The sequence below is a fragment of the Amaricoccus sp. genome (genome assembly GCF_017993425.1).
In the GTDB taxonomy this organism is placed as follows: domain Bacteria; phylum Pseudomonadota; class Alphaproteobacteria; order Rhodobacterales; family Rhodobacteraceae; genus Amaricoccus.
The window spans coordinates 1-16042 of the sequence record NZ_JAGOMQ010000036.1 but is presented as its reverse complement, the minus strand read 5'-3'; the positions used below and the strand labels follow the sequence as shown (position 1 = coordinate 16042).

General features: G+C 73.3%; 13 protein-coding genes and 1 pseudogene. 10 read left to right on the top strand and 4 right to left on the bottom strand.

Features of this window, described 5'->3' with window-relative positions; genetic code table 11:
* Positions 1 to 51: 51 nt before the first annotated feature.
* Positions 52 to 1506 (top strand): FGGY family carbohydrate kinase, encoded by a 1455-nt coding sequence (locus KBB57_RS15605; protein WP_290752032.1) that lies wholly within the window; start codon positions 52 to 54, stop codon positions 1504 to 1506.
* On the opposite strand, the gene KBB57_RS15600 is transcribed toward KBB57_RS15605, so the two are convergent.
* From KBB57_RS15600 to KBB57_RS15585, 4 genes are read right to left on the bottom strand one after another with little or no spacing between them, the layout of a single operon-like run.
* Positions 1503 to 2888 (bottom strand): FGGY family carbohydrate kinase, encoded by a 1386-nt coding sequence (locus KBB57_RS15600; RefSeq protein WP_290752028.1) that lies wholly within the window; start codon positions 2886 to 2888, stop codon positions 1503 to 1505. The genes KBB57_RS15605 and KBB57_RS15600 overlap by 4 nt on opposite strands.
* Positions 2888 to 3058: a hypothetical protein gene (locus tag KBB57_RS15595; protein ID WP_290752026.1), complete on the bottom strand. Its 171-nt coding sequence runs from the start codon at positions 3056 to 3058 to the stop codon at positions 2888 to 2890. The genes KBB57_RS15600 and KBB57_RS15595 overlap by 1 nt, the downstream gene beginning before the upstream one ends.
* Positions 3058 to 4269 (bottom strand): FAD-dependent oxidoreductase, encoded by a 1212-nt coding sequence (locus KBB57_RS15590; protein ID WP_290752024.1) that lies wholly within the window; start codon positions 4267 to 4269, stop codon positions 3058 to 3060. The genes KBB57_RS15595 and KBB57_RS15590 overlap by 1 nt, the downstream gene beginning before the upstream one ends.
* Positions 4266 to 5648: an NAD(P)/FAD-dependent oxidoreductase gene (locus tag KBB57_RS15585; RefSeq protein ID WP_290752022.1), complete on the bottom strand. Its 1383-nt coding sequence runs from the start codon at positions 5646 to 5648 to the stop codon at positions 4266 to 4268. Before KBB57_RS15585 ends, KBB57_RS15590 begins: the two co-directional genes overlap by 4 nt.
* A gap of 74 nt (positions 5649 to 5722) precedes the next feature.
* On the opposite strand from KBB57_RS15585, the gene KBB57_RS15580 reads away from it, so the two are divergent.
* The 9 genes and pseudogenes from KBB57_RS15580 to KBB57_RS15540 form a co-directional block, all read left to right on the top strand.
* The gene (locus KBB57_RS15580; RefSeq protein WP_290752020.1) at positions 5723 to 6553 is read left to right on the top strand and encodes a DeoR/GlpR family DNA-binding transcription regulator; all 831 of its coding nucleotides are present in this window, start codon (positions 5723 to 5725) and stop codon (positions 6551 to 6553) included.
* A gap of 75 nt (positions 6554 to 6628) precedes the next feature.
* Positions 6629 to 8620, top strand: coding sequence for an ABC transporter substrate-binding protein (locus KBB57_RS15575; RefSeq protein WP_290752018.1), 1992 nt, complete (start codon positions 6629 to 6631; stop codon positions 8618 to 8620).
* 43 nt (positions 8621 to 8663) lie between these two features.
* A complete protein-coding gene (locus KBB57_RS15570; RefSeq protein ID WP_290752015.1) occupies positions 8664 to 9647 on the top strand; it encodes an ABC transporter permease in 984 nt (327 codons plus the stop codon).
* A 3-nt stretch (positions 9648 to 9650) separates the two neighbouring features.
* Positions 9651 to 10784: an ABC transporter permease gene (locus KBB57_RS15565; protein WP_290752013.1), complete on the top strand. Its 1134-nt coding sequence runs from the start codon at positions 9651 to 9653 to the stop codon at positions 10782 to 10784.
* Complete coding sequence (locus tag KBB57_RS15560) at positions 10784 to 11791, top strand: ABC transporter ATP-binding protein (RefSeq protein ID WP_290752011.1); 1008 nt, start codon at positions 10784 to 10786, stop codon at positions 11789 to 11791. The genes KBB57_RS15565 and KBB57_RS15560 overlap by 1 nt, the downstream gene beginning before the upstream one ends.
* The gene (locus KBB57_RS15555; protein WP_290752009.1) at positions 11788 to 12828 is read left to right on the top strand and encodes an ABC transporter ATP-binding protein; all 1041 of its coding nucleotides are present in this window, start codon (positions 11788 to 11790) and stop codon (positions 12826 to 12828) included. The genes KBB57_RS15560 and KBB57_RS15555 overlap by 4 nt, the downstream gene beginning before the upstream one ends.
* An 82-nt stretch (positions 12829 to 12910) precedes the next feature.
* Positions 12911 to 13744, top strand: a complete 834-nt coding sequence (locus KBB57_RS15550; protein ID WP_290752007.1) for a TIGR01459 family HAD-type hydrolase — start codon at positions 12911 to 12913, stop codon at positions 13742 to 13744.
* A 3-nt stretch (positions 13745 to 13747) separates the two neighbouring features.
* On the top strand, positions 13748 to 15301 hold the full coding sequence (locus KBB57_RS15545) for an alkaline phosphatase family protein (protein WP_290752005.1): 1554 nt from the start codon (positions 13748 to 13750) through the stop codon (positions 15299 to 15301).
* A gap of 167 nt (positions 15302 to 15468) precedes the next feature.
* Positions 15469 to 15834, top strand: a pseudogene (locus tag KBB57_RS15540) (NotI family restriction endonuclease); the annotation flags it as partial.
* Positions 15835 to 16042 lie beyond the last annotated feature (208 nt).

Sequence of the window (16042 nt, the reverse complement as noted above, 5' to 3'; positions counted from 1 at the left end):
TCGGGAGGGGGGCCGGGGGCGACGGATGGGGGGTCCTGGCGGGGTTTCCGGATGCGGCTCGTCGGGATCGACATCGGCACGCAGAGCCTGAAGGCGGTGGTGACGGACGCGGGCCTCGCGCCGCTCGGGGCCGGGGCGGCGCGGTATCGCGCCAGCTATCCGGCGGCAGGGCGGGCGGAGCAGGATCCGGGGCTGTGGCTCGCGGCGCTCGGGCCGGCGATCGCGGCGGCGCTGCGGGCGGCGGGGGTTTCCGCGCGGGAGGTGGGCGCGGTGGGGATCGCGGGGCAGCTCGACGGTTGCGTCGGGGTGACCGCGGCGGGCGAGCCGGTCGGGCCGGCGATCCTGTGGTCGGACCGGCGGGCGGAGGCGGAGGTCGCGGGGATCGACGCCGGGCTCGTCCATGCGCGGGCCGGGCTGGTCTGCGATCCGACGCATATGGGGGCGAAGATCCGCTGGGCGATGCGGCATCTCGACCGGGCCGGCGAGGTGGCGCGGTGGCACCAGCCGGTGAGCTTCGTGGTCGAGCGGCTGACCGGGGCGGCGGTGATGGACCCGAGCCTCGCCTCGACGACCATGCTCTACGGGCTGGCGGCAGGCGACTGGGACGACGCGTTGCTGGCGGCGTTCGGGGTGGCGCGCGCCAGCCTGCCGGCGATCGCGCCGGCGGGGACGGCGGCCGGGCGGCTGACGGCGGCGGGCGCGGAGCTGACCGGCCTGCCGGCGGGCGTTCCCGTGGCGGTGGGGACCGGCGACGACTTCGCCAACCCGCTCGGGGCGGGGATTGCGGCGCCGGGGACGGTGGCGGTGACGCTCGGGACCGGGGAGGCGATCTCGGCGCTGGCCGACCGCGCGGTGCTCGATCCGGAGCGGCTGGTCGAGACGCATGCCTATCCGACCGGGCATTTCAACATCGGCAACCCGGGGTGGCTGTCCGGCGGGGCGGTGACGTGGTTTCTCGCCACGTTCTCGGTGGCCGACGCCGGCGCGTTCTCGCGGCTCGCGGCGGAGGCGCCGGCGGGGTGCGACGGGCTGCTGTTCCTGCCGGCGCTGTCCGGGGCGATGGCGCCACGCTGGATCCCGGCGGCGCGGGCGGGGTTCGTCGGCGCGACGGCGGCGCATGGCAAGGCGCATTTCGCGCGGGCGGTGCTGGAGGGGACGAGCCACGCGATGCGCGACGTGATCGACCGGCTGGCGGCGCTCGGGGTCGACGTGGGCCGCGTGCGGGTGATGGGCGGCGGCGCGGCCTCGGGCGTCTGGAGGCAGATCCGCGCGGACCTGCTCGGCCGGCCGGTCGAGGCGCTGGCGGAGGCCGACGCCTCGGCGACGGGCGCGGCGGTGCTGGCGGCGGTCGCGGTCGGGGCGGCGGGAAGCGTGGCGGAGGCCTGCGGGCGGCTGCGGCTCGCGGTGCGGGTGATCGAGCCGCAGGCGGCGGCGCGCGCGGCGCAGGAGGACGCCTACGGGCGGTATCGGGAGCTCTTCGAGGCGCTGGCGCCGACGTTCCGCTAGGCGCGCCGCCAGCCCGCCGAGCGGCGGCGCGCCTCGGCGAAGGCCTCGCGCCAGCCGGGATCGGCGCGGCCGGGGGCGATGCGGGCGCCGGGGAGCGGGGCCGGCGCGGCCCCGAGGGCGAGGCGGGCGGCGCCGAGGGCGGTGATCTCGTCGGCGGCGGGAAGGTGGAGCTCGCGGCCGAGGACGGCGGCGAGGAAGCCGGTGAGGTAGCGGGAGCGGGTCAGGCCGCCGTCGATGGAGAGGCGGCCGGCGGCGCCGAGGGCGTCGAGCACCTCGGCGACGCGGAAGGCGACGCCTTCGAGGACGGATTTCACCAGGTCGGCGCGGCCGGTGGCGGCGTCGAGGCCGATCCAGAGGCCGGCCGCGCTGCGGTCCCAGTGCGGGCAGGCGAGGCCGCTGAGCGCGGGGACGAAGAACACGCCGCGGTCGGCGGCGGGCGGGCCTTCGAGCCCGTCGAGCGCGGCGGGGTCGGCGACAAGGCCGAGGCGGACGAGCCACTCGACGGCGGCCCCGGCGGAATAGACCCCGCCATCGGCGGCGTGGATGCGGCCGGCGGGGCCGCGCCAGCCGAGGGCGGCGACGACGCCCGGGATGCGCGGGCGGCCGGCGGTGACGGCGAGGGCGAAGGCGCCGGTGCCGAAGGTGACCTTCGCGTCGCCGGGCGCGGCGCAGCCGTGGCCGTGGAGGGCGGCGATCTGGTCGACGAGGGAGGCCGTGAGGGGGAGGCCGCCGGGAAGCTCGCCGAGCGGCGCGTCGCATTCGACGATTTCGGGCAGGGTCTCGCGCGGCACGCCGAAGAGGGCGCAGAGGGTCTCGTCCCAGGCGCCGGCGTCGAGGTTGAGGAGCGAGGTGCGGGCGGCGGTGGTGATGTCGGTGACGTAGGCCCCGGTCAGGCGCTGGAGGAAGAAGGCGTCGCTGGTGGCGAGGCCGAGGCGGCCCTGCGCGAGGAGCGGGCGGGCCTCGGGCACGTGGTCGAGCAGCCAGCGCAGCTTGGAGGCGGAGAAGTAGGCGTCGAGGGGAAGGCCGGCGCGCGCCAGCACCTCCGGCGCGGCGCCGGCGGCGCGCAGGGCCTCGATCCCGGGCGCGGTGCGCTGGTCCTGCCAGACGATGGCGTTGGCGAGCGGGCGGCCGGTGGCGCGGTCCCAGGCGACGACGGTCTCGCCCTGGTTGGCGAGGGCGGCGGCGCTTGCGCCCTCGGCGCGGCCGAGGGCGAGGAGCTCGGCGACGTGGGCGAGGAGCTCCTCGGGGTCGTGCTCGACACGGCCGGGCGCGGGCAGGATCTGCCGGTGGCGGCGCGTGGCGAGCAGGCGGCGGCTCCCGTCCGGCTCGACGAGCAGCGCCTTGGTCGCGGTGGTGCCCTGGTCGATGGCGACGACGCGCATCAGTCCTCCTCGAAGCCGGCGGCGAGGGTGGCGACTCCGGTCAGGTCGGGCAAGGCGCGGGTGAGGCGGAGGCGGCGCTCCGGGAGCGCCAAGAGCCGAGGGCGGCTGCCGGGCTCGATGCGCAGCGCCGTGGTCGCGGTTGCGCCCCGGTGGGTGGCGACGACGCGCATCAGTCCTCCTCGAAGCCGGCGGCGAGGGTGGCGACGCCGGTCAGGTCGGGCAAGGCGCGGGTGAGGCGGAGGCGGCGCTCCGGGAGCGCGGCGAGGCGGCGCGAGCGCCAGAACACCGCGCCGTCGGCGGCGAGGGTGAGGCGCCCCGTGGCGGGGCGCGCCATGCGGACGCACATCTGCAACGGCCCGGGCTGCGGGCCGGGCACGGCTATGGCGGAGGGGACGACGAGACGGAGCGGGTCGGCGGCGACGAGCGGGATGCGGCGCCCGGGCGCGGGCAGCCGGCCGTCGAGGTCGTCGGCGAGGGCATGGGCGGCGGCGCGGCCCTCGGCGGCGGCCCAGCCGGCGGTCTCGATCGGGCGGAGCAGGTTGCCGGCGGCGTAGAGGCGGGGCTCTGCGAGGCGCCAGCACTGGTCGATGGCGGGGCCGCCGGCGCCGGGGTCGAGGCCGGGGAGCAGCGCCGCCTCGGGCACGAAGCGGCCGGTGAGGACGACGGCGTCGCAGGGGAGCGCACGCTCGGCGCCCGACGGGTCGCGGAGGAGGACGCAGTCGAGGCGGGAGGCGTCGTCGGGGCGGGCGCGGATCGCGGCGAGCTTGTGGCCGGTCAGGATCGGGACGCCGAGGAGCAGGCGGGCGGCGAGATCGGCGGGGCGGCGGGCGGCGATGCGGGGGGCCTCCTCGATCATCGCGACCGGGCGGGCGCCGTGCTCGCGGAGCTGGAGGGCGGCGGAGAAGGCGACGAGCTCGGAGCCGACGATGACGGGGCGGGAGAACGGCAGGCCGCCGCCGGTCGCGAGCAGGCGCTGCAGCGCGCCGGTGGTCAGCACGTGGCGCGGCCGGTCGCCGGAGACGAGGCGGGCGGCGCGGGGCGTCTCGCGGGCGCCGGTGGCGAGGAGGACGCGCTCGGGCCGGATCGTGCGCTCGCCGGCGGCGTCGGAGAGGGTGACGGCGCCGTCCGGGCCGAGGGCGGTGACCGTGACGCCGAGGCGCAGGTCGGCCCCGGCGGCGCGGGCGGCGAGGCGGCGGGCCCAGGCCGGGCCGGTCATCGGGCGGAAGGCGTCGGCGAGACCGAAGGTCGGGTGCGGGCAGAAGCGCGGGATGCCGCCCGCCTCCGGCTCGCGGTCGACGACGATCGGGCGATGGCCGCGGGCGACGAGCGCGGCGGCGGCGGCGAGGCCGGCGGGACCCGCGCCGATGACGAGGACGCTCATGCGCCGCCGGCGAGGTGCGGGGCGAGCCGGGCCGCGGCGCCGGCGCAGCCGAAGCCCTGGCAGCGCCCGAGCATCAGCCGGGTGCGGCGCTTGAGGCCGCCGAGGGTGCCGGGCGGGATCTCGGAGGCGAGGGCGGCGGCGACCTCGCGCTCGGTCACCCATTCGCAGTGGCAGGCGATCGGCGCGCGGCCGGGAAGCTGGTAGGGCCGCGGCGCCGAGGCCGAGAGGTTCGGCATCTCCGGCCAGTCGAGCGCGTCGTCCGGCGGGGCCGGGCGCGCGTCGCCGAGGAGGCGCCCGCCCTGCCCCGCGGCCCATTCCCCGAGGCCGAGCGCGGCGGAGAGGCCGGTCGAGCGGATGCCGCCGACGGTGATCCAGCCGGCGGGATCGACCTTGAGCACGTAGTCGCGATGCTCCGTGGCCGGCCGCAGCCCGGCGAAGCAGGCGGTGACCGTCTCGCCGGCGAGCGCCGGGATCATCCGCTCGCCCTCGGCGCGGATGGCGCGCAGGACCGCCTCGTCGCAGGGCGCGCGGCGGCGGTCCTCCTGGTCCTCGGCGGTGGGGCCGAGGAGGAGGTTGCCGAAGATTGTCGGCGCGACCAGCACGCCCTTGGTGCGCTCGGTCGGGACCTTGAGCAGGATGGCGTTGGCGAGGCGCCGGGCGGGCTTGTCGAAGACGAGGAACTGGCCCTTGCGCGGCCGGATCGTGAAGCCCGGGTCGGCGCCGCGCAGCCGCTCCACCTCGTCGCCGAAGAGTCCGGCGGCGTTGACGACGATCCGCGCCTCGAACTCGCCCGCCGGCGTCGACAGGCGCCAGCCCGCGCCGGCGGGCCGCGCGGCGGCGAGCCCGGCGCGGGTGACGAGCCGCGCGCCGTGGCGGACCGCCTGCGTCAGGTAGGCGAGCGGCGCGCTCCACGGATCGACGATGCCCTCGCCGGGGATCAGCACGGCGCCGCGGGCGTCGCGGGCGAGGTGCGGCTCGCGGTCGAGGAGCTCGTCGGGCGCGACGAGGCGGGCGTCGCCGGTGCCGTTGCGATGGGCGAGGTCGCGGATGCCGGCGAGGCGGGCCGCGTCCTCGGCCGACCAGGCGACGACCAGCGCCCCGGTTTCGACCAGCGGCAGGTTCATCCGCGCGTGCAGGCGGCGGTAGAGGGCGAAGCCGTGGCGGAGGATGCGCAGCTCCTCGCTGCCCTCGGGCTCGTCGTAGCCGGTGTGGAGCAGCGCGGAGTTGCCCTTGCTCGCGCCCTCGAGGATGTCGGCCGCCTTCTCCAGCACCAGCACGCGCCAGCCGCGGACCGCGAAGCTGCGGGCGACGGCGCAGCCGACGACGCCCGCGCCGATCACCGCGACGTCGAAGCGACCGGAGGGGGAGGAGGCGTCCACGTCACGGGACCCGCATGTTGACCGAACAGTCATATTCCTGCCATGATCCGCCCATACAGGCAAGGAGCCGCCGCATGGACCGATTGAAGCCGCTGGAGCGACGCGAGCGCATCTCCGCAATCGTGCGGCAGGCGAGCCGGGCCAGCGTCGACGAGCTGGCGGAGCGGCTGAACATCTCGCGCGAGACGGTGCGGCGCGACCTCGCCCTCCTCTCGGAGCAGGGGCGCATCCGCAAGGTGCATGGCGGCGCGGTCGAGTCCCAGACGGCGCGCGAGAGCCCGCTCGACGACCGCCGCGCCGCGGCCCGCCCCGAGAAGACCGCGATCGCCGCGGCGGCCGCGGCGCTGTTCCGGCCCGGCGACAGCCTGCTGATCGACGCGGGCAGCACGACCACCCTCTTCGCCGAGGCGCTTGGAAAGGTGGGGAGTTTCTCGGTCATCACCAACTCGGTCGCGGTGGCGGCCGAGCTCTGGGGGGCGCCGCACAAGAGCGACGTCTACGTGCTCGGCGGGCGCTATGCCGGCGACGGCCAGGAGATGCTGGGTCCGCTGACCGTCGAGCAGATCCGCACGCTCCGGGCCGACCACGCGGTGCTGACGATCGGCGGCATGGACGAGGACGGCAACTGCATGGACTTCAACGCCGAGGAGGCCTTCGTGGCGCGCGCGATGATCGCCAGCGCCCGCGAGGTGACCGTCGTGGCCGATTCGTCGAAGTTGGGGCGCCACGCGCTGTTCCAGGTCTGCGACGCCGGCAAGCTCGACAGGCTGGTCACCGACCGGGCGCCGTCACAACTTTTAGGCGAGGCGATGCGCGCCGCGGACGTGGAAGTGATCGTCTCCGGGGCAGATTCGGTGGCAGACGGCCGTCTCGGCCGCCGTATGCGACCGAATAGTCAATTCTAAGATTGACGCACGACCATTCAGTCACTCTACTGGCGGCAGCCGTCACCGTGACGCACCGCCAAGGGGGAGAGGCCGATGCCGCGTACGTTCCGCCTGCGAGCCTGCGAGAGCTCGGCCCTGGTCCTCGCCCTGCTCGGCCAGACGCTGCCCGGCGCCGCGGCCTCCTGCCCGACGGTCGCCGACGCGCAGGGGCTCACGACCGCCGCGCCCGGGCAGGCCGAGATCGAGGAGGCTGCCGGCCTCGCCTTCACCGAGAACCCGCTCTTCGACGCGGACGTCAAGGCGGGCAAGCTGCCCCCCGTCGCGGACCGGCTGCCGGAGCAGCCGCTGGTGGTGCTGCCCTACGAGGCCTGCGGGACCTATGGCGGCGTCATCCGCGGCACGTCGCGGGCGCCGACCTCGGGGACGTCGGACGTCCTGAGCTGGCGGCAGGCGGTGCTGGTGCGGATGTCGGACGACCTCCGCACCATCGTGCCGAACGTGGCGCGGTCGTGGGAATGGAACGACAACTTCACGAAGATCACCTTCGAGCTGCGCAAGGGGCACAGGTGGTCGGACGGCGAGCCGTTCACCGCCGACGACGTGGTGTTCTTCTTCGAGGACATCATCCAGAACAAGGACCTGAACCCCGAGACCACCAAGGAATGGGGCGTGAACCCCCACGCCAGGGCGCTCGACGAGACCCATGTCGAGATCACGCTCGACGCGCCCTTTCCGGGGCTCCTCACCTACATGGCGACCTCGGGCTCGTACTTCTCGACCTTCCAGCCGAAGCATTTCTTCTCGACGCTCATGCCGAAATACAACCCCAAGGCCGAGGAGGAAGCCAAGGCGGCGGGGTTCGAGAGCTGGACGAAGCGCTTCACCAACTACTACCAGAAGTGGCACGACGACGCGACGGTGTCGGGGGCGGCGCTGGAGGTGCCGACGCTGGAGGCCTACGTGGTGTCCGAGGAGCCGAACACCCAGGCGCGCGCGTTCAAGGCCAATCCCTATTACTTCAAGGTGGACAGCTCGGGCCAGCAACTGCCCTATTTCGACGGGGTCAGCGAGCGGTTCCTGACGGCGGACCTGCAGACGCTGGCGGTGCTGAACGGCGAGATCGACTTCAAGGCGCAGGGGCCGGAACTGTCGGACTTTCCGACCTACAAGGAGAACGAGGCCAAGGGCGGCTTCCGCGTGGCCATGCCGCAGGGCTCGATCGGGTCGAGCCTCGCCTTCAACATCACCCACGCCGACCCGAAGCTCCGCGAGGTCTACGGGGACCTGCGCTTCCGGCAGGCGGTCTCGCACGCGATCAACCGCGACGAGATGAACGAGGTGCTCTATTTCGGCCTCGGCACCCCGAGCCAGGCGATGCCGGCGAAGCTCTCCTTCGCGACGCCGGAGAACGTCGCCTACATGATCGACTACGATCCCGAAAAGGCGAACGCGCTCCTCGACGAGATGGGGATGAAGAAGGGCGCCGACGGCAAGCGGACCTTCCCGGACGGCGCGCCCTTCACCATCCTGTGGGAATACTCCAGCCAGTTCGCCTCGCCCGAGTTCGTCAAGCTGATGACCGACTACCTGAGCGCCGTCGGCCTCAGCGTGAACGCCAAGGAGCTGACCTCGGAGGCGACGCGCGAGAACGCCAAGGCCGGGCGTTCCGACCTCAACATGGAGTGGGACGTGCCCTACGAGCCGACGCTGATCGCCAACGTCGAGCTCTATGTGCCTTATTATTCCGACATATCGCCGCTCTTCGGCGTGAAGTGGAAGCAGTGGCACGACAGCAAGGGCGCCGAGGGCGAGGAGCCGCCCGCCTGGGCGCAGGAGCTCTTCACGCTGGCCGACGAGTGGAAGACCCTCGCGCCCGGCAGCGACCGCTGGATCGAGGTCGGCAAGGCGCTGGTGCAGACCAACCAGGAGAACATGACGATCATCGGCACCATCGGCGCGCTGCCGAAGCCGGTCATCGTCGGAAACGGGCTCCGCAACGTGTTCCCCGGGCTGGCCGACAGCACCGTCCACTTCAACTTCGGCTACCAGTACCCGTTCCGGCCGGATCAGTGGTACAAGGGCTGAGGCCCGGGGCCGGCGGTCGGCGGGCGCGGCGCGGGCGATCGGTGTGACACGCTTCCTGCTTCACCGCCTCGGCTACATGGCGCTGACGCTGCTCCTCGTCTCCTTCGTCTCGTTCCTGATCATCCAGGCGGCCCCCGGCGACTACGCCGAGATCTACGCGGCGAAGAAGGCGGCGACCGGCGCGATCATCACGCAGGCGAACATCGACGCGGTGCGCCGCGAGCTCGGCCTCGACCGGCCCTGGCTCGTGCAGTACGGCAGCTGGCTCTGGAACGCGCTGCACGGCGACTTCGGCTATTCCTGGGCGTGGCGGCGGCCCGTCGGCGAGGTGATCGCCGAGCGGCTGCCGCTGACGCTGCTCATCGCCTTCACCACGCTGTTCTTCATGTACGCGGTCTCGATCCCCGTCGGCATCTATTCCGCCGTCCACCGCTATACCGCCGGCGACTACGCGGTGGCGACGCTCGGCTATGTCGGGCTGGCGATCCCGAACTTCCTGCTGGCGCTGGTGCTGCTCTACCTCGCGCAGCAGCATTTCGGCTGGAGCGTCGGCGGCCTCTACACGCCGGGGCTCGAGAAGCAGCCGATGAGCTGGGCGAAGTTCAAGGACCTCGCCGCGCATCTCTCCATCCCGGTCTTCGTGCTCGCCACCTCGGGCACGGCCTACCTGACCCGGGCGATGCGGGCGGCGATGCTGGACGAGCTCGACCGCATGTACGTGCTCTCCGCGAAGGCGAGCGGGCTCTCGCCGCTGATGCTGCTCGTGCGCTATCCGGTGCGCCTCGCGCTCAACCCGATCGCGGCGACGCTGGGCTGGCGGCTCACCTACGTCATCTCCGGCGCGCCGATCGTCGGCTTCGTGCTGGCGCTGCCGGACACCGGGCCGCTGTTCCTGAACGCGCTCCTCAACCAGGACATGCTGCTCGCCGGGGCGATGATCTTCATCTTCTGCGCGCTGACGGTGATCGGGACCTTCGTCTCCGACGTGCTGCTGGCGCTTCTCGACCCGCGCATCCGGCTGGAGTGAGCCATGGCCGCGGTCGAGCCCGCCGTGGAGACGAGGCCCCGCCGCCGGCCGCGGCGTCCCGACCTCGCCAGCCAGTGGACGCTGATGTGGTGGAAGTTCCGCCGCCACAGGCTGGCGATGGCGGGGCTGGCGATGCTGGGCGTCCTCCTCCTCTGCGCGCTCTTCCCCGAGTTCATCGCCCCCTATCCCGGCGGCCAGCGCGACGCGGCCTATGTCGCCGGGCCGCCGCAGGGCATCCACTTCGTCGACGCCGAGGGGCGCTTCCACCTCCGCCCCTTCGCCTACGGCGCCAAGGGCGTGCGCGACCCGCAGACGCTGCAGAAGGTCTGGACGGCGGACACCTCGGTGATCCGCCCCTTCGTGCTCTTCCCCAAGGGCGAGCCCTACAAGCTGCTCGGGCTGATCCCGATGGAGCGCCATCTCTTCGGCGTGACCGAGGGCAAGGTGCATCTCTTCGGCACCGACTTCACCGGGCTCGACATCTTCTCGCGCTCGATCTTCGCCGCGCGCGCCTCGCTCGGGGTGGCCTTCGTCGGGGTGACCATCTCCTTCATCCTAGGCGCCGCCATCGGAGGGGCGGCCGGCTATTTCGGCGGCGTGCTCGACAACATCGTCATGCGGGCGATCGAGTTCATCCGCTCCATCCCCACCCTGCCGCTCTGGCTGGCGCTCGCCGCGCTGATGCCGCGCGACTGGGGGCCGCTCGCCACCTACCTCGCGATCACCGCGATCCTCGCGCTCCTCGGCTGGACGTGGCTGGCGCGCACCGTGCGCTCGAAGCTCCTCGCGACGCGGACGGAGGACTTCGTGCTGGCGGCGCGGCTCTCCGGCTGCTCGGACGCGCGGATCATCCGCCGCCACCTGCTGCCGTCCTTCATGAGCTACCTGATCGTCGACACCTCGGTCGCCTTCCCCGAGATCCTGCTGGCCGAGACCTCGCTCTCCTTCCTCGGGCTCGGCCTGCGCGAGCCGGTGGAGAGCTGGGGCGTGCTGCTCTTCGCGGCGCAGTCGGTGCGCGCCATCGACCAGGCGCCGTGGCTGCTGATCCCCGGCGCCTTCGTCATCGTCGCGGTGCTCGCCTTCAACTTCGTCGGCGACGGCCTGCGCGACGCGGCCGATCCGTATTCGAGGTCGTGATGGAGCCGGCGACGCTCGAGGTCCGGGATCTGTCGATCGCGCTCGACGTCGGCGGCGACCCGGTGGCGCTGACCGAGCGCGTCTCCTTCACCATCGGCCGCGGCGAGGTGCTGGCGCTCGTCGGCGAATCCGGCTCCGGCAAGAGCGTGACGGCGCTGGCGCTGATGCAGCTCCTCGGCGCCAGCCTCTCGATCTCGGGCGGCGAGGTCCTGCTCCACGCCCGCGACGGCTTCACCGCGGACATCGCCCGGCTCGACCCGCGCGGCCGCGAGATCCGCGCGGTGCGCGGCGGCCACATGGGCATGGTGTTCCAGGAGCCGATGAGCTCCTTCTCGCCCGTCCACACCATCGGCCGGCAGATCGCCGAGGTGGTCGAGGTCCACGAGCGCGTGCCCCGCGCCGAGGCCCGCGCCCGGGCGGCGGCATTGCTCGCCAAGGTCGGCATCCCGAACCCCGTGGCGGCGCTCGACCGCTACCCCCAGGAGTTCTCCGGCGGGATGCGCCAGCGCGCGATGATCGCCCGCGCGCTGGTTTGCGGGCCCTCGCTCCTCATCGCCGACGAGCCGACCACCGCGCTCGACGTGACGATCCAGGCGCAGATCCTCAGCCTCCTGCGCTCGCTCCAGCAGGAATCGGGGATGGCGATCCTCTTCATCACCCACGACCTCGGGATCGTGGCGCAGATGGCCGACCGGGTGGCGATCATGTATGCGGGCCGCATCGTCGAGACCGGCGCGGTCCGCGAGATCTTCCGCCGCCCGGCGCACCCCTACACGCGGGCGCTGATCGAGGCGGTGCCGCGGCTCGGCGATCTGGAGCACGGGCGGCGGATCCGGCCGATCGCCGGGGCGATGCCCTCGCTCTTCGAGCCGCCGCCCGGCTGCCGCTTCCACCCGCGCTGCCCGGTGGCGGAGCTGCCGCGCTGCGCCGCCGCCCTGCCGCCGGTGGCGCGCGAGGGCGGCCACGAGGTCGCCTGCATCCACGGGCTCGGCGAGGTTCCGGCGTGACCGGCCCGCTCCTCGAGGTGCGCAACCTCTCCGTCCGCTACCCGATCCGCGGCGGCGGCCTCTGGGGCCGCACCACAGGCTGGGTCAGCGCCGTCGACGACGTCTCGCTCACCGTCGAGCGCGGCGAGACGATGGGGCTCGTCGGCGAGTCCGGCTCCGGCAAGAGCTCCTTCGGCCTCGCGGTCCTGCGCGGCGTCGAGCCCTCCGCCGGAACCGTGTCCCTCGGCCTCGGCGAGGGCCGCATCGAGGTGACCGCCCTCGACAAGCCGGCGCTGCGCCGGGCGCGCCGCCACATGCAGATGATCTTCCAGGACCCCTACGCCTCGCTGAACCCGCGCATGACGGTGCGCGACATCCTGAGCGAGCCGCTGGTCGCCGGCGCGGCGCGCGGCCTCTATCCCGACCGCCGCTCCGTCGACGCCAAGGTGCTGGAGATCGCCGGCGCCTGCGGCCTCTCGCGCGAGCAGCTCGGGCGGCTGCCGCACGCCTTCTCCGGCGGCCAGCGCCAGCGCATCGCCATCGCGCGGGCGCTCGTCCTCAATCCCGCGCTGGTGGTCTGCGACGAGCCGATCTCGTCGCTCGACGTCTCGATCCAGGCGCAGATCCTGAACCTCCTCGGCGAGTTGCAGGAACGGCTCGGGCTCACCTATCTCTTCATCGCCCACGACCTCGCCGCCGTCGCCTACGTCTGCGACCGGGTGGCGGTGATGTATCTCGGCCGCATCGTCGAGATCGGCCCGACGCGCGCCGTCTACTTCACCCCGCGCCACCCCTACACCGAGGCGCTGATGTCGGCGGTCCCGGAGCCCGACCCCGACGCCGAGCTGCGCCCGATCCTGCTGGAGGGCGAGCGCCCCGACCCCGCCGATCCCCCCTCCGGCTGCCGCTTCCGCACCCGCTGCCGCCACGCCACCGCGATCTGCGCCGAGGCCGAGCCGAAGCTCGCCGACCGCGGCGGCGGCCAGATGTCGGCCTGCCACCACGCCGGGACGATCGCGCTGAAGGGCGCGGCAGATTTCGGAAGGGCCGCGTCGTGACCCGCTGGCCGGACAGGATCGCCGGGCTCTCCGCCGGGACGATCGCGCCGAAGGGCTCCGCCGACTTCGGAAGGGCCGCGTCGTGACCCGGCGCATCGACGGCATCGCCGGGATCGTCGCCCGCTACCGCCTGCTCCTCGTCGACGCCTGCGGCACGCTCCATGACGGCCGCGCGACGCTGCCGATGACCGCCGAGGCGATGCTGCGCGCAAGGGAGGCGGGCTGCGTCGTGGTGATCCTCACCAACTCGCCGCAACGCACCGACGGGATGGTCCAGCGGATGGCGAGCCTCGGCTTCCCGCGCGACGGCTACGACCACGTCGCCTGCTCCGGCGAGCTCGCCTGGCGCGACATCGAGGCCCGCAACGCGGCGCGCGCCGCCACCCTCCACGTGATCGAGCAGGGCGCCTGGCCGCCCTGGACCGCCGCCTTGCCCAACGCCCGCGTCGGCATCGACGCGGCCGAGTTGCTCCTCGCCGTGGGAATGCCGCACCCGACCGAGGCGGAGGCGGAGGCGGGCCGCCTGCCCCGCCAGCTCGCCGCTGCGAGCGGCCGCGGCGCGCCGCTCCTCGTCGCCGATTCGGACGTCGTCTATCCCTCCGGCGGCGCCCTGCGCCTCGGCCCCGGCTGGATCGCCGCCCGCTACGCCGCGCTCGGCGGCGAGGTGGTCGAGTACGGCAAGCCCTTCGACCCGATCTACGACCATGCCCTCGACCTCGCCGGCGGCGCCGACCCGGCCGAGGTGCTGGCGATCGGCGACAACCTCGCGACCGACATCGTCGGCGCCCGCCGCCGCGGCTTCGACTCGCTCCTCGTCCTCGAGGGCGGCGTCCACGGCGCCCTCGACTCCGCCGACCTCGCCGTGGCGACGGCCCGCGATGCGCCGACCTACCTCTGCCGCAACCTGCGCTGGTGAGCGATGACCGACGACGACCGACCGAACGTGCTCTTCATCTGCGCCGACCAGTGGCGGGCCGACTGCATCGGCGCGCTCGGCCACCCGCACGTGCGCACCCCGAACCTCGACGCGCTCGCCGCCGACGGCGTGCTCTTCGAGAACCATTTCGGGCAATGCACCCCCTGCGGCCCGTCGCGGGCGAGCCTGCTGACCGGGCTCTACCTGATGAACCACCGATCGGGGCGGAACGGCACGCCGCTCGACGCCCGCTTCACCAACGTGGCGCTGGAGGCGCGCCGGCGCGGCTACGACCCGACGCTCTTCGGGTATACCGACACCTCTCTCGACCCCCGCGGCCGCGACCCGCACGACCCGGCGACGCAGGCCTACGACGAGGGCGTGCTGCCTGGCTTCACGCCCGCGGTCCACATGTCCGAGGAGATGGCGCCCTGGGTCGGCCACCTGATCGGCAAGGGCTACGACCTCCCCGGCGGCCGCGCCGACGTGTTCCGCCCCCGCGCCGGCTTCGAGCTGCCCCCCGACCGCGGCTACCGCTACATTCCGGCCGCCTTCTCGGCCGAGGACAGCGACGCGGCCTTCCTGACCGACCGCTTCCTCGAATGGCTGAAGGCCCGCAGGCGCCGGCCGTTCTTCGCGCATTTCGTCTTCCTGCGCCCGCATCCGCCGCTGGTCGCGCCCGAGCCCTACAACGCGCTGGTCCACCCCGGGGACGTGGCGATGCCCCACCGCGCGGCGACGCCCGAGGCGGAGGCCGCGCAGCATCCCTTCCTGCGATACCGCATCGACGGCTACCGCCGGCCCGGCTCCTACGAGGAGCACAGCCCGATCGCCCCGGCGACGGCGCCCGACCTCGAGATCCGTCAGATGATGGCCACCTATTTCGGCCTGATCGCCGAGGTCGACCACCATCTCGGCCGCATCGTCGCGGCGCTGAAGGAGAGCGGCGAGTACGACAACACGCTGATCGTCTTCACCTCCGACCATGCCGAGATGCTGGGCGAGCACTACGTCTGGTCGAAGGAGATCTACTTCGACCAGGCCTTCCGCGTGCCCCTCGTCATCCGCGACCCCCGCGCGAGCGCCGCCCGCGGCCGGCGGGTCACCGAGCTGACCGAGGCGATCGACGTCGCCCCCACCATCCTCGAGCGCATCGGCGCCCGCCCGCCGCGCGCCATGGACGGCCGCTCGCTCGCCCCCTTCCTCGACGGCCGCACGCCGGAGCGCTGGCGGCGCGCGGTGTTCTTCGAGCACGACTTCCGCGAGGTGGTCTCGCAAGCCCCGGAGACCGCCCTCGGCATCACCTCGGACGAATGCTGCTACGCCGTGGTGCGCGACGAGGACTACAAATACGTCCACTTCGCCGCCCTCCCCCCGCTCCTCTTCGACCTTCGCGCCGACCCCCACGAGACCACCAACCTCGCCGAGGACCCCGCCTGCCAGCCGATCGTCCTGCGCTACGCCCAAAAGCTCCTCGACTGGCGCCTGACCGCCGCCGATCGCACCCTCACCAACATGGCGCTCACCGCGAATGGGGTCGTCGAGCGGATCGAATGACCCCGCCTTCTACCCACGAAAGCGACGCGCCGCGTCGCGCCTGTCGTCGCCTCGGACCGCGTTGGCGCGCAAGGGGCGAGGGGCGCCGAAACCCCCGAAAGGGCTGTTATATAAGTTAGCGCCTATGGGCAACCTACCCCGCTTATCCGAAGGGCCGACGTCGGCCCGACTACCGGAGCAACGGCCCGAAGCGGCTCGGGCCGCAGCTCGGCATCAAGGTTCCGCTGCTGCGATCCTGGGAGCGGCAGGTGGCGGTGGTTGTCGACCGCTACTTCTTCTCCTGCATGGACGCCGAGTTCACGGCGTCTGCCGCCGGGCGGCGGGCTCCGATCGCCGCCGACCACGACCTCTGCCTGTTCGTCGTCGACTACGATAGCGCCGGGCAGCTCGGCGTCATCGAGAAGTCCCCAGTCATGCTCAATGTATTCCTGAGAGCACTCGACTCGTCGCGTGAAATGGATCGCGAAGAGTTCATGAATTCACTAAACGTCGCGATGAACAACCCCGAAAGATCGATCGAAATAAGACCCTGACACGTTTCCGACGCCCAGGCTCGGGACGCATCTCCTCCACGGTGCCCGTGGCCAAGAAGAACTCACCCGATCAGCCGGTCAACTGTCAATCGGCGCGCAAACTCGACCCCCGATCGGCGTCCAATTTTAACCCCCTTGTCCAGTTAGAGAGACGGGCCTGACGCGCGGGAGCTATCCTACGGCGCAGGCGCGTCAGGCCCGTCTCTGG

Coding starts and splice junctions, on each gene's coding strand:
- KBB57_RS15580 (WP_290752020.1), top strand. CDS start 5,723: ATGGACCGATTGAAGCCGCTGGAGCGACGCGAGCGCATCTCCGCAATC.
- KBB57_RS15560 (WP_290752011.1), top strand. CDS start 10,784: ATGGAGCCGGCGACGCTCGAGGTCCGGGATCTGTCGATCGCGCTCGAC.
- KBB57_RS15605 (WP_290752032.1), top strand. CDS start 52: ATGCGGCTCGTCGGGATCGACATCGGCACGCAGAGCCTGAAGGCGGTG.
- KBB57_RS15590 (WP_290752024.1), bottom strand. CDS start 4,269: ATGAGCGTCCTCGTCATCGGCGCGGGTCCCGCCGGCCTCGCCGCCGCC.
- KBB57_RS15575 (WP_290752018.1), top strand. CDS start 6,629: ATGCCGCGTACGTTCCGCCTGCGAGCCTGCGAGAGCTCGGCCCTGGTC.
- KBB57_RS15545 (WP_290752005.1), top strand. CDS start 13,748: ATGACCGACGACGACCGACCGAACGTGCTCTTCATCTGCGCCGACCAG.
- KBB57_RS15595 (WP_290752026.1), bottom strand. CDS start 3,058: ATGCGCGTCGTCGCCACCCACCGGGGCGCAACCGCGACCACGGCGCTG.
- KBB57_RS15600 (WP_290752028.1), bottom strand. CDS start 2,888: ATGCGCGTCGTCGCCATCGACCAGGGCACCACCGCGACCAAGGCGCTG.
- KBB57_RS15565 (WP_290752013.1), top strand. CDS start 9,651: ATGGCCGCGGTCGAGCCCGCCGTGGAGACGAGGCCCCGCCGCCGGCCG.